Source organism: Rhodococcus sp. D-46 (genome assembly GCF_011290655.1).
GTDB lineage: Bacteria > Actinomycetota > Actinomycetes > Mycobacteriales > Mycobacteriaceae > Rhodococcus_F > Rhodococcus_F qingshengii.
The window spans coordinates 272838-285544 of sequence record NZ_JAANTF010000010.1 but is presented as its reverse complement, the minus strand read 5'-3'; the positions used below and the strand labels follow the sequence as shown (position 1 = coordinate 285544).

At 61.8% G+C, this 12707-nt stretch carries 10 protein-coding genes; 9 read left to right on the top strand and 1 reads right to left on the bottom strand.

The genetic code is table 11. The annotated features are described in order from the left end of the window. Positions 1-12 precede the first annotated feature (12 nt). The 8 genes from G9U53_RS25965 to G9U53_RS25930 all read left to right on the top strand — a co-directional run bounded on the left by G9U53_RS25965 (position 13) and on the right by G9U53_RS25930 (position 10255). Positions 13-411, top strand: a complete 399-nt coding sequence (locus G9U53_RS25965) for a hypothetical protein (RefSeq protein ID WP_165639500.1) — start codon at positions 13-15, stop codon at positions 409-411. Next, complete coding sequence (locus G9U53_RS25960) at positions 408-3467, top strand: ATP-binding protein (protein ID WP_165639499.1); 3060 nt, start codon at positions 408-410, stop codon at positions 3465-3467. Before G9U53_RS25965 ends, G9U53_RS25960 begins: the two co-directional genes overlap by 4 nt. Further along, positions 3464-5569, top strand: a complete 2106-nt coding sequence (locus tag G9U53_RS25955; protein WP_165639498.1) for a hypothetical protein — start codon at positions 3464-3466, stop codon at positions 5567-5569. Before G9U53_RS25960 ends, G9U53_RS25955 begins: the two co-directional genes overlap by 4 nt. Beyond that, positions 5569-6402 carry a hypothetical protein gene (locus G9U53_RS25950; protein ID WP_165639497.1) on the top strand — a complete coding sequence of 278 codons (834 nt, stop codon included), beginning with the start codon at positions 5569-5571 and terminating at the stop codon, positions 6400-6402. The genes G9U53_RS25955 and G9U53_RS25950 overlap by 1 nt, the downstream gene beginning before the upstream one ends. After that, complete coding sequence (locus tag G9U53_RS25945; protein ID WP_165639496.1) at positions 6399-7973, top strand: peptidoglycan DD-metalloendopeptidase family protein; 1575 nt, start codon at positions 6399-6401, stop codon at positions 7971-7973. Before G9U53_RS25950 ends, G9U53_RS25945 begins: the two co-directional genes overlap by 4 nt. After that, on the top strand, positions 7970-8557 hold the full coding sequence (locus G9U53_RS25940) for a hypothetical protein (protein WP_165639495.1): 588 nt from the start codon (positions 7970-7972) through the stop codon (positions 8555-8557). Before G9U53_RS25945 ends, G9U53_RS25940 begins: the two co-directional genes overlap by 4 nt. Before the next feature lie 152 nt (positions 8558-8709). Continuing rightward, positions 8710-9300 carry a hypothetical protein gene (locus tag G9U53_RS25935; protein WP_070386195.1) on the top strand — a complete coding sequence of 197 codons (591 nt, stop codon included), beginning with the start codon at positions 8710-8712 and terminating at the stop codon, positions 9298-9300. Positions 9301-9433: 133 nt separating this feature from the next. Then, positions 9434-10255, top strand: coding sequence for an alpha/beta hydrolase (locus G9U53_RS25930; protein ID WP_165639494.1), 822 nt, complete (start codon positions 9434-9436; stop codon positions 10253-10255). On the opposite strand, the gene G9U53_RS25925 is transcribed toward G9U53_RS25930, so the two are convergent. Beyond that, on the bottom strand, positions 10225-10998 hold the full coding sequence (locus G9U53_RS25925) for a helix-turn-helix transcriptional regulator (protein ID WP_064689689.1): 774 nt from the start codon (positions 10996-10998) through the stop codon (positions 10225-10227). The genes G9U53_RS25930 and G9U53_RS25925 overlap by 31 nt on opposite strands. 1279 nt (positions 10999-12277) lie before the next feature. Between G9U53_RS25925 and G9U53_RS25915 the strand changes: the two genes are divergently transcribed. Beyond that, the gene (locus tag G9U53_RS25915) at positions 12278-12589 is read left to right on the top strand and encodes a hypothetical protein (RefSeq protein WP_165639492.1); all 312 of its coding nucleotides are present in this window, start codon (positions 12278-12280) and stop codon (positions 12587-12589) included. Positions 12590-12707 lie beyond the last annotated feature (118 nt).

Here is a 12707-nt window from a genome sequence, read left to right as displayed (position 1 = left end):
AGGGGATGCTCGGTGATCGACAACGATGACCTGATGTACCGCGTGGACCGGCACTACCTCGGTCCCACGGGTTATCCACTGCCCGTGCGGATCCGCTACACGGCCGGCATCGTCGGCGTGGTTGCTTTCGTGGTGGTGTTCGTGATCGGTCGCGGAATTCTGCACGTCCCGCTCGGGTTCAAATCGCTGATGGTGATGGCCGTGGTCACGGTGTGGCTTACGACCCGGATCGCGAAGTTCGTCACCCCGGACCGCCCACTGCGGTCGGTTCTCAGGGCCGCCCTCAACGACCTCGTTGCGCCGCGCCCACCGAAGCGCGGTGCACCCGTGTTCATCTCGCTCCCTGAGCGGTTGACTACAGGAGAACGTGGCTTCGTACCTGTTCGCCTCGACGGTAAGGATCACCGATGACCTTTCCCGAGAACGACATTGCGGCTCTGTTCGATCCGAAGCTGGACGACCCGGTTCCGGTCATTCCTCCCGGTGCCCTCCCTCCGTCGTGGGCTGCAGTGCAGTCGCATGGTCCGCAACCTGCGCGTGCGTGGTCCGAAGCCGAACCCGCACACGCACACGCACACGCACCGGATGGTTCTGAATACGACAACGGCGAGGACGACACCGACGGCCACACTTCCCCTGCAACCGATCCGGACCACGTCGCAGACAAAGTGCTCGGCCGTCAGCGTCGCCGCACAGGCAAGAAACGGGCAAAGTCGGCAACAGATCGCGACAAGGCAGCAGCGAAGAAACGTGCAGACCGCGAACGGAAAGCGGTGCGCCTGAAACTGACCGGCACATCAGCGAACATCACCCGCACCGCGACCACCTCCACCGCATGGTTCGTCCAACGCCAGGGGCCGTGGAATTTCCGCACCACCGGAAAGCAGCGCCGCTTCATCCAGGACGAAGCGATCATCCTGACCAACCTGCAGAAGGCCGGCGTCAACAAGGTGCATCGCCGCCTCGTGCGCACCCCGTTCCCCGTCGCACAGTGGGCAGTCGATCACGACAAGTGGGCGACCCCGATTCCCGATGTTCCGGGCGCATTGTCATGGGCGGACTACCTGCGCGGGCAGCAGCATGCGATGTTGTGGTCCAACGCGACGATCAAAGGCCGCTACTGGGGTATCGAACTGCCGCAACGCTCCTCACTCGGCCAGGGGTTGGACTGGACCGCCCGGATGCTGCGGTATGTCGCTCACTGGCCGCTGCTGGGCAGAGTGTGCACCGGGGTGAACAGCTGGGCCGACGACGCCTTCGACCGGGAGCAGAAGGCCCTTGCCGATCACCTCGCCACACTCGAACGAATCATGTCCGGCCGCGGAGTGAAAGCAACACCGGCCACACCGGCGGCGATCGACTACTTGCTGCGCCGATCAGCGACCATCGGTCTACCGCTGGAAGCTGGCGGTGCGATCGCCGGCGCCGGAGATTGGGAAGAAACCGACGTCGCCGCCCTGGAAGATCTCACCGACCTCTCCCTCACCCCAGGCGACGGGTACACCACCGTCTCAGGGGTCGTCGACGGCCGCAAGTACACCGGTGTGGTGATCGTGCTGACGATCGGCCGCATGGCTCCCCTACCGATTCCGGAACGGATGTTGCCGTGGCAGATCATCGGGGACCCGTCCGGTGAACCTCTCGAATGGTCCGATCGCATCGAGCTGCACGACAAAGCGAAAACAATCCGCACCATGCGCTCCCTGACCGGCAAGATCGAATCGCAGTTCGACCACTACACCGTCGAACACGATCAGGTCCCGCCGAAAGAGTTGGCGGAGCAGCACGCCCGCGCGCAGGACGTGATCTCCGACGTCGAAGAAGACCATTCCGGACTCTCTACTCGAACCACCGGGTGGTACCGCCTCGCGGTGGTCGGCACCGACCCCGACGATGCGCGGCAGAAAGTCTCCGATCTGCAGGAGATGTACTCACCGCACATCTCGCTCGAACAAGAGCACGGCCAATACCAGTTGCTGCGCGAGTTCATACCCGGTGAGCCGCAAGCCAACATCGCCAACAAACGGCACATGGATGTCGAAGCAGTCGCCGCCGGGATGGCGACCGTCAGTGACCGGATCGGTGACCGCCGCGGTGTCGTCCTGGGCGAGACCGGATCCATCTCGCCGCGCCCGGTGATCTGGGACCTGTTCGCCGCGCACGAGATCAAGCACAAGTCCGGTCTGACACCGATCGTCGCCGTACCCGGTTCGGGTAAGACGTTCCTGGCCGGCATGATCGTCTACCAAGCCGTCAGAGCCGGCGCGTACGGCGTCGTCCTCGACCCCTCCGGCCCGCTGGCAGCGTTGGCCGGACTACCGGAGTTCCGTGACATCGCCCGCGTCTACGCCCTCACCGGTCGCGATTCACGCGCTGGCGCCTTGAACCCGTACCGCGTGATCACCGATCCACGTCGCGACGATCCCGAGTACGACGCCCGCAACGTCGAGTACGCCCGGGATGCAGATCCGTTCGCGGCGGCGCAGTCGAAGTTCGATGCGGATATGCGTGCAGCCGCCGCCGAGCGTGTCGAAGTCGCCGTCTCGGTGCTCAAGATGATGCTCACCGAACGGCATCTGCATCTCGAACACACCGAACCCGTGCTGCACATGGCCGCGAACATGGTCGGCGGCGACAGCAACCACAACCTCCGAGAAGTGTTGGCCGCGATCCAATCCATGGGAGTGAGCGATCCGGACCAAGCCGTCAAAACCTGCGCGAACGGGCTGTACCAGCAGCTCAGTTTGATGTCGGAGCTGACCGAAGCGCGTGTGCTATTCCCGGAAGCGGGCACGATCGGCAGTGGAGCGGATGCATTCGACGCCGACATCCGACTGACGATCCTGACAATGCCGGGCCTGCAGCTACCGCCCGAAGGCACGCCGTCCTCGCAGTGGACACCGCAGCAACGGATGACGGCGCCATTGATGCACATGGCCGCGTGGCTGGCGAACAGACTCGTCTACGAAAAGCCTCGCCACGTGCGCAAGGTGCTCTTCCTCGACGAGAACAAATATCTCGAATCCACCGGTGCCGGCCGCACCCTCAACCTTCGAATTGCGCGCGACTCACGAAAATTCAAGGTCCGCGCCCTGGTCTGCTCGCAGCTTCCGGATGATTTCCTCGGATTGGACGGCAGCGACGACAAGACCGCCCTGACCTACGAGGTGTTCGTCGGTGACGTCGGCGGTGATCCGCATGCAATCGAAGGTGCTCTGAAACTGCTCAAACTTCCCACTGGGCAAGGGTTCGAGCAGTCCCTCGCTGAACTGGGCAGCGGCGGCGAGGACACTCTCGACGAGGACACCGACACCTCCTATCAGGACGAAGCGCGGCGCTGGATGATCCGGATGGCCGACGACGTGGAGCTGGTGCGTTCGAGCTGGATTCACTACGTGCATCTCGCGCATGTGTTCGCGGCGCTGAATTCCTCGTCGGCGAAGAACGCGCTCGGCGGCGCCGCATGAATACCCGCAGAGGGCTCAGAGCGCCCTCGGCAGAGCTGGATGAGGCAATCCCTCACCGATCGCGCGTTCGGGTGCTGACCGCCAATCTGGCGCGGGTTCTCGCTGTTCTAGCGTTGGCGCTGGTGCCCCTGGTCGCCCCGGGTGGGCCGATCGCATCTGCCGGCGGATTCGACTGCAAAGACGTCCCCTCCCCCGAGTTCCCGAACTCGGTCATGGCTGCCGAGTTCGATTCCTCGAGCAAAGACCGCGAACCAAAACAGGGCGGCACCGGCTACGAAACCTACGGATGGGCCGGATTGCGCTGGTACACCTACGACCTCGGCTGCGGCAACGACCTGGTCCGCGCACCCGACGCAGTCGCGGACACCACCCTAGGCAACACATTCCTCGCAATCGGCAAGGGATTCGCAGCTGCCGCGTTCTGGCTCGACGACCAGACAAAGACCGGAGCAGCTGCAGAAGAGGCCGGGATCGCCCCGGCCATGGTGCAGTTCGATCAGATCGTCGCCTCGATCTCCAACGGAATGCTCGGCGTCTACGGAACGTGGCTGGGTGTGGCATTGATGGTGGTCGCCACGATCATCATCTGGAACGCCCTCAAATCAAACGCCGCGGCCGTGACCCGCACCGTCGCGATCGCCGGCGCTGCAATGGCCATCGGAGCACTGTTCGTCGGCGCACCGCAAAAAGCCATCCAGGCCGCCGACGACACCTTCGGCTCGATCATCACCGACACACAAGGTCAGATGTTGTCCGTGTCCGGAAACACCGGAGACCCCCGCAATGTGCTGATCGACAAGATCTTCCTCGACGACTGGCGCAAAGGATGGTTCGGCACGAACTTCAACGACCAGGAACTGCAACTCGGACCGAAGCTCCGCGATACCCTCGCGTTTTCGTACGCGGAGCAGCGAGAAGTGGCCGGCGACAACGAAGCCGCGAGCAAGCTTGCCGAAGAGAAAGCAGCCAAGTTCGACGACGAGATCATCGATAAACTCGACGGATTGAACCTCTCGTACGGCCAGTTCCAGGGCAAGGACTCCGGACGCACCGGCACAGGGTTCATGGCGATGATCAAACTCGCCATGCCTTCCATCCTTTGGATCGGCGCATCCATACTCAAACTCACTGCGCTACTGGCTATTCGACTCGCAATTCTCTTCGCACCGATCTGGGTTCCGATCGCCGCCGCACACGGCGGCACCCTCTCTCGCGTGTGCCGCATGATCGCCACCGCCTACATGTGGGGCGTGGCTGGCGCGGTCATCATCGCTCTGTATCTGATGGCGCTGGTCAAGCTGTACGACACCGACAACGGTCTCGTCGACGGTACGTGGCGGCTGTGGTTCATGGTCATCTTGACTGCGGTGTGCTGGTTCATCATGCGTCCGTTCAAGCGGATGACTCAGACCTTCACCCAGAACCAGGCGGGCGCACTCAATCGCAAGGCTCGTCACGCGCAGACGTCGATGAAGCAGAAGTTCTTCAAGGCCGGGAGCGCCGTTGTGGGCGGTCCCGCGGCGTCGATGGTCGAGGAAGGTGTCGGGGCGCTTCGGAAGGCGACCAAACGCGGTGGTGACCTCGACAAGGATTCGGTGACACCAGTGCGTCCAGAAGGACGTGAGTTGAATCAGCGACGTCGCCATGAGGTCGACAAGTCGCGCGTCGATGCGCGTAAGACGATGGATCGTCAACAGCGTCTGACGGATTCACGCAAAAACGATGTGCCCCGCCGAAGCCTCGCCGGTACCGCGAAGAGTTCTACGGGCCTCAAGCGGCCCGTCGCCGATCAGCCGCAAACCGCAGGTACCGCCGCCAATCGAGGCCAGGCACTCGCTCGCCAGTTGGTCGGAACCGAAGCCGGTTCGCCGCGCGGCTCTTCGTCGGTGAGTGAGACATGGGACGGAGGCCCGCGGCCGAGTATCGCGCCGATGAAGGTGTTCACACCGACCTCGCGGGATGTCTCCACCGGGTCGACGACACCCCGTTCGGGTGCGACGCGCTCGAACGCGTCGACGCCTCCGCGGTCCACCGCCCGACTGTGGACACCGTCGTTGACCTCCGCAGGTACTTCGCCCGATTCGGCCGACAGGTTCAGCTGATGCCCTCCAGCGCAGCCAATCCCGTACTCGCACCGATCCGACGGTGGGTGCTGTACTCGCGCACCAACCTGACAATCACGATCGTCTCTGCGTTCGGTGTGCTGTTCGTGGCGGGAGCAGTGTTCGGCCAATCCCCGACCCCGTCGAACACTGCCTCGAAGATCCCAGCCTCCACCGCATCAACGACAGGAGCAGCGTCCGCGACCCCGGGTGATCTGAGCTACGAGTTCATCGAAGTGACCGAATCCTCCATTGCCGGCAAGTCGATCGCTTCGGTAGCCGAGAGCGCACCGGCGACAGCGATGGCCTACGCGCACGTCTACATCGATCAGTCACTCTCGAACAGCGAATGGACGACCAAGCTGGGCGTGCACACCGCAGAAGCGCCCGGAGTGACGGTGGTCAATGCCCGCCCGCTCGTACCGGTCGCGATCACCGGCCCGACACGCAGTGAGATCGTGGCCGGCACCGGCGGTGAGAGCGCCGTGCAGGTCATCGTCCCGACGCAGGCGGGGAATCTGCGGATCACGCTCAAAGTGTCGGGCACCGACAAGGGTTCGACATGGCAGGTCCAGAATCCATTGCCCACCCTGGACCGCAGCGAGATCGACAAGCTAGGCGCACCTTCCCGCGCGAGCGCACCGACCTCGGAAGCTCCCACAACCACCACGGCTCCGAAGTCGACGACCTCGCCGAGCGCTACCTCGACCACGACGCCGACCGCGACCACCTCGGTCGCTGTTCCCTCGGCGGACCTCGAACCGGCACCTGTTCCTGTTCCCGGCCCCATCCCGATTCCCGACCTCGACACACCGCTCCCAGGAACGCTGTGAGTCGCCGCTGTGAGGCGGTGGCCCTGATCTTCACCGCTGCCACCGCTGCGATCCTGGGGCTGTCCGGATGCACCCAGCAGCCGGTTATCCCCCACAACCGTTGCGGCGGAAACTCGTCGAGCGAGGGGGACGACAAAGCCACCTCGGCGCCCGGCAACACCGAACTGAAAGCATCGGGGCCGATCACCCAGCCAACCAAGGACGGAACGACGACGTTCACGTCCCCGTTCGGGCCTCGCTGGGGAACCGAACACAAAGGCGTCGACTTCGCTGGCCCCGTCGGGACACCGATCTACGCGGCACTCGACGGCGTCGCGGTCAAGGCCGGGCCCGCATCCGGGTTCGGGAACTGGATCGTGCTCGACTCGCTCGTCAACGGCAAACCTGTGAGCACCGTCTACGGCCACATGTTCAACGACGGTGTCCTCGTCACGGAAGGCCAGCAGGTCAAGGCCGGCGACCACATCGCGAACATCGGAAACAACGGCCAATCCACCGGCGCACACTTGCATTTCGAATACTGGGACGGGGGACGACTGCAGGGCGGAACCGCCGTCGATCCGATGACCAAGCTCGGCGGAGTGCCCTCCCCCGCCGGCGAAGCGGGCAGTGATTCTCCTGCCATCGAGCTGGCCGCCTCGTCATCGTCGATCGACTGCGGCGGCTTCGGCGTGGCAGGTGGTGGCGATCTCAAAGCCGGTTCCGTTCCTCCGGAAATGGAGCCGTGGTTCCGCAAAGCCGGATCGATCTGCCCCCAGATCAAGCCCTCGCTGCTGGCGGCAGACGCGAAAGCCGAATCCGGCCTGGTCCGTGGACTGACCTCCGGCAGCGGAGCGCAAGGTATCACGCAGTTCATGCCGAGAACATTTGGTTCTTACGGCCAGGACGACGACGGCAACGGCAAGATCTCGATCTGGGACGACGGGGATGCGATCATGGCTCAAGGCCGATACTTCTGCGCCATCGCGGCCCAGGTCGACGGATGGATCGCCGATGGATCAGTCAAAGGGGATCCCAAATCGCTCTACATCGCTTCCTACAACGCGGGCGAAGGCGCGGTGAAGAATGCCGGCGGAATGCCCAGCGGCGGCGACTACACCACCCAGACACAGCCCTACGCCGCGAAAGTCCTTGCATACGAAGCAGAGTTCGCGTCCCCCGGCGGTAGCGGCGAACTCGTGGTCTCGCCCGGTTCGGCGTCCGGATCGCAGGTCGTCGAAGCTGCCCGCCAATTCCTCGGCACCCCGTACGTCTGGGGCGGCGGCAACATCAACGGCACGACCGGCGGTGGATTCGACTGCTCCGGACTGACCAGCTACGCCATCTACAAGGGCAGCGGAAACAAGATCACCCTGCCCCGGACGTCCGAACAGCAGTGGAACGTCGGAGTCGAGATCCCGATCGACCAAGCACAAGCCGGGGATCTGGTGTTCGGTTCGTGGGCCGGAACAGGTCCTGGCCACGTCGGCATCGCGATCGGCGGAGGCCAGATGATCCACGCCCCCACCACCGGGGACGTCGTCAAACAAGCTCCACTGCAGAGCGATATGAAAGCCAGGAGGGTTCTGTGAGCAACGCACGCAAGCTGGTTCTGCTCGCCGTCGCTGTCCTCCTCGTCGGCGGGCTGGTGTACTTCCTCTCCGGTCGGGGTAACGAGACGGAAACCGAGACAGCCGAACAGATCGCCCCAGCACCGGCGCCGCTGACCATTTCGACTTCGCCGGCTCCGACAACAATCGACGTCACCGCGGATCCGGATACGGAGGTGGCTGAAAATATCGCTCGCCAGGCACTTTCCGTCGCCTTTACCTGGTACCCGGCAACGGACCGTAGCCCCACCGACGGATACATGCGCGCCCAGGAATGGTTCACCGACCCCCTGGCACAGACCCTGCTCGTCGACACGCACACCGAACGAGGGCCAGGAGCGCAATGGAACCAATGGGCCTCCGACAACGCCAAAGTCGTCGCCGACGTGACCCTGGGATGCTCCGGCTGCCCACCCGACACCGACGCCCTCATCCAGCGAGTCGCCAGCATCCACCAAACCGCAATCACCGAAAACGAAACCAACACTGTCACACCCGATACCACGGTCTGGGTGACCCTCACCAAAGGTGGTGACCAATGGCGACTCGACACCATCCACTACTGACCACCAATCCCCACCGTGACTGCACGACAAAGGATTCGCACCGATCGACTAGGTTCGTAACCAACAGGGCGCCGAACGAGACACAGGCACAAACGGTTTCAGGGACAACAGACCCGAACAGACCCGCGAACCCACATTGGAGGGGAACACACATGAAGCGCACCACCACCACCGCCATCGCAGTCACCGGGATCCTTGCCGCACCACTGATCCTGACCGCGTGCTCGGACTCGACACCCACCAACGACAAGGGCGGCAGCTCCACCACCAGCGCAAGCAATGGTCGCACCGGCACCGTCACACCAGCTGAAACCTCCTCCTGGCGAGGAAACCTGGTAATCGGAGTCGGCGACCAACAAGCCAACGACAAGATCACCCTCCCCGCCGCCAACCAGGTCCAAGCACAGTGCACAGGCGAAGGCGACAACCTCACCGTCGACATCACCGCACCCAACGGCTGGCATGCAGTCCTCACCCACGGATCCCAAACCGTCACCATCGAAAACACTCAACTGAGCTACGCCGCGCAAGAATTCACCACCCCGCAAAGCTCACTCGACTACGACATCGAATGGAACAACAAGTTCGGCAGCGACAAACAGTATCTGTCGGGTGTGACCTGGGACGTCCCCCAAACAGGTGACGTAGAGGTTCAGTTAAATCAGAAGACGCCGCCACACTGGTTGGTGAAAGCACGAGAGAAAGTCACCATCGATCTGCACGTCAGCTGTGGTGGCGAGTAGCTCTCCGAACGATACAGCTGGTTACCCTAAACCGCCGTTCCAAACTAGCAATTCGTGTTGCTCCGAACTTCGCAAAGCACCCGGCGTCGTGTAGTGGTTGATGTACTCACTAACCCACGCATGGAAGGTGCATATGCCATACGCCAGCGCCAATGATGCCGAGATCTACTTTACGGATAGCGGCGGCCCAGGGCCCGCACTCATTCTCTCCCATGGCTTCCTGATGGATAGTTCGATGTTTGACAAGCAACGGGAGCATCTCGCCCAGGGCAACCGAATCCTCCAATATGACGCAAGGGGCCACGGCGCAACACGCGAGTACTCGACCCACACCGACTTTGACTACTGGGATCAGGCTGCGGACCTCTTGGCTGTTCTCGACGCCGCAGGCGTCGATCAAGCCTCGGTTGGCGGTATGTCGCAGGGTGGATTCATCGCCTTGCGAGCCGCTCTCCTCGCTCCTTCACGTGTCCAGTCGTTGATTTTGATAGCCACCACCGCATGCTCGAGCACCACCGAGGAAAACACAGGGTACAAGGCCCTTTTCGAATCGTGGATGAGCGACCTTCCACTCAGACCCATCGCGGAGTCTCTCGCACCTCAGTTGATCGGCGGCACATCCCACGACCAGGAACTTTGGATCGAACGATGGATGACGGGTGATCGAAATCGCATTCGGGCATCAGCCAAGTGTCTGATGGATCGCGACTCCGTCGTGCATCGCTTGGGCGAGATCAATTGCCCTGTAACTATCATTCGCGGCGAAGACGACCAGTCCTTCAGAAGGGCCCACGCAGAACTTCTCCATCGCGCCCTGGTGAACTCGACAGGCATTGAAGACATTCCGGGTGCTGGGCACGCAGTTAACTGGACTCACGCAGAGCCAGTGAATGTCGCCATCGAGAGTTTTCTGCGACGAACAAATCAACGGTTGGGCAACTTCACGCCCAGATAGAACTGGCCAGCACCGCCATACCCATCTATATGGGTATAGACACGAACGTGAAGTGTTGTCACTTCACGAGTTTCAGGGTGCCGCACTTTCATCAAAGGATTATCTCTCCCGAATGACACCTCCCCCAAGGACCAAAATTCCCTAAAAATCGGGACTTCATTCAGTTCCGAAAGGAGACTTTGGGCCCAATCTGCATAGTAGTACCGACCCATCAGCGCACGAAACCACGCAACTGTGAGCTTGGCTTCGTCGGTCCAATCCACCATGATTGACCTCGATTGATCACCGAAGAAGAACCAGCGCAACACATTTCCATTCTCAACCAAGCCAGGAAAGAGTTCATCGTAAGCGCTATTGCACGCGATTAGGTTCCACCGTTCGTCCAGATAGCTTGCAGGATGCGGGTTCAGCGCATCCAGCGCACGGCGCTCCCTGAGCTCGAATATCTGGGTGCCAACACCGTCGGTGACAGGCTCCGACTCTCGCTCAGTCGGGGTCTGCCGCGCTAGGTTGTAGAGATGACGCACTTCGTGCGGAGTCAGTTCAAATGTCTCTGAAATAGCTTGCAAAACACTAACGCTCGGAGATTTGGCGCGTCCTGCTTCCAACTTGGCCACGTACGCCACACTGGTATGCATTGCCGTCGCTAACATCTGCCGCGTCATACCTCCGCCGACTTCAGTGCCGCGTTCCCTCAGACCGCGAATGTAGTCACCGAGACTCGGTGGCCTCGCCCTTGACATTGGCGTTTCCCCCAATCTTGCTGCCGTACACCAATGCGATTCCGTTCGCAACGGTTTGGCGATACTACTATGGAGTAGCACCTCAATGGCTAGCGCAATATGAGCCTACGTGTGATTCTGAATTACGTTCAGTCGACATTAATCACTAGGGGGTCATATGAGGCGGCCGATCACGAGCTCGCTCGTACGCAGAAACAACTTCGTCCTGCGAATAGCCTAGGGCGACAGCGAATTTAGTTGCCATCTCCGGGGTCAATGGCCCCTGCCCACGCTCCAACAACCCGACCAATTGCGTTGACACACCCATCTTTTGGGCAAGCTCAGATTGGATCAGACCTCTCGATACGCGCAAATCCCCTAAAAAAGCCATGGCCATGTCAACCACGACGAGATCCGTTATTTCCAACCCGAGCCGATTGGCGCAACGGGCGAGCGCATCGACCCGAGGGCTGGACTTCCCAGACTCCCACTGGTTGTAAGTGCTCACGGCAACGCGCGATAACCTAGCGAGTTCGGACTTACTCAGCCGCGCTGATAAGCGGGCGATCCGAAGCCGCTCGGGGTCGAATCCCCGCAGCTCACGCCTCACTTTTCGACTCGGTCGATCGCCATGAATAGACACCGTGCCACCTCACCTTGCCTCAAAGCACATTACGACAGTTTGCATGCTATTTTTAGACTGCTAGTTTAGAATGAAGTCAATCACATCGCGACGTTCGAGCCGCAAACACTGCAGTTCAGGGAGGTGAAAGGCACGAAGGATACGCGCAGATTTATCTACACCGGACGATTTAGTACTTCAGAAGTCCCCTGACCGCTGCGAACGACCAGGGGACGGCACCGAACGGGTTGGCGCCCGTCCAGCATTTTCTTCAGATGCAGAAAGGATTCTGCGATGTCTATCTTAGTGGACCCATCAGGTCCGGATGACGTGTTCCGCAATCGGTATGCAGCTCTCTCCACACTTGCCCTTCGTCGGCTTGTTGCGCGGCATTCGTCGATCGGCGGGCGTTGCGATGGTTGCGGTTTCAGTGGTTCGGAGCTTGTTCCGTTGTGCCCGGAGGCTGCGGCCGCGTTGCGTGAGTTGACGCACCGTGAGGGCCGGGGAACATCTGCGGTCGTGTTGCCGCAGTTCAGTACTGACGATCTTCTTCGGGTTGCTGCTTCGCATCATCCTGATCGGGTTGGTCGGTGCGCGCGGTGCGGGTTCGTTTTCTCGTCGGAGTGCGATGTGTGCCCGACTGTGCGGGCTGTTCGTGTGGAGTTGGAGGTTCGGGGTGTGGTGCCGATTGTTGGTGCCGATCCGGGTAAGGGTTTGTGCGCGGGGAAGTCACGGTCGTGGGAGATGGATGGCCGCACGGTGGTGGAGTGGCGCCGCGCGATCTCCTGGTGTGAGGCGTGCCCGTTGTTGGCGCAGTGCCGCATTGATGCGGCGGCGTCGGCGGAGCGTGGGGATGGTCCGCAGCGAATGATCATGGCGGGCAATGCGTATGACAGTCACGGCAATATCGTCGACGGTGAACGCTTGGGCCTGTACGAGTCGTTGACGACAGCAACGCGCCGTCGCCGGGATTCGGAGGTGGCCGCGTGAGGGCCGCGGTGCCGCCGCCGACTGTGTTGGCGTGCGCGGTCGATCCTCAATCGTGGGATCTGGATGAGGGCTCGTATCGCGCGGGTGTGGATGCGCAGGCTGAGTGTTTCCGGTGCCC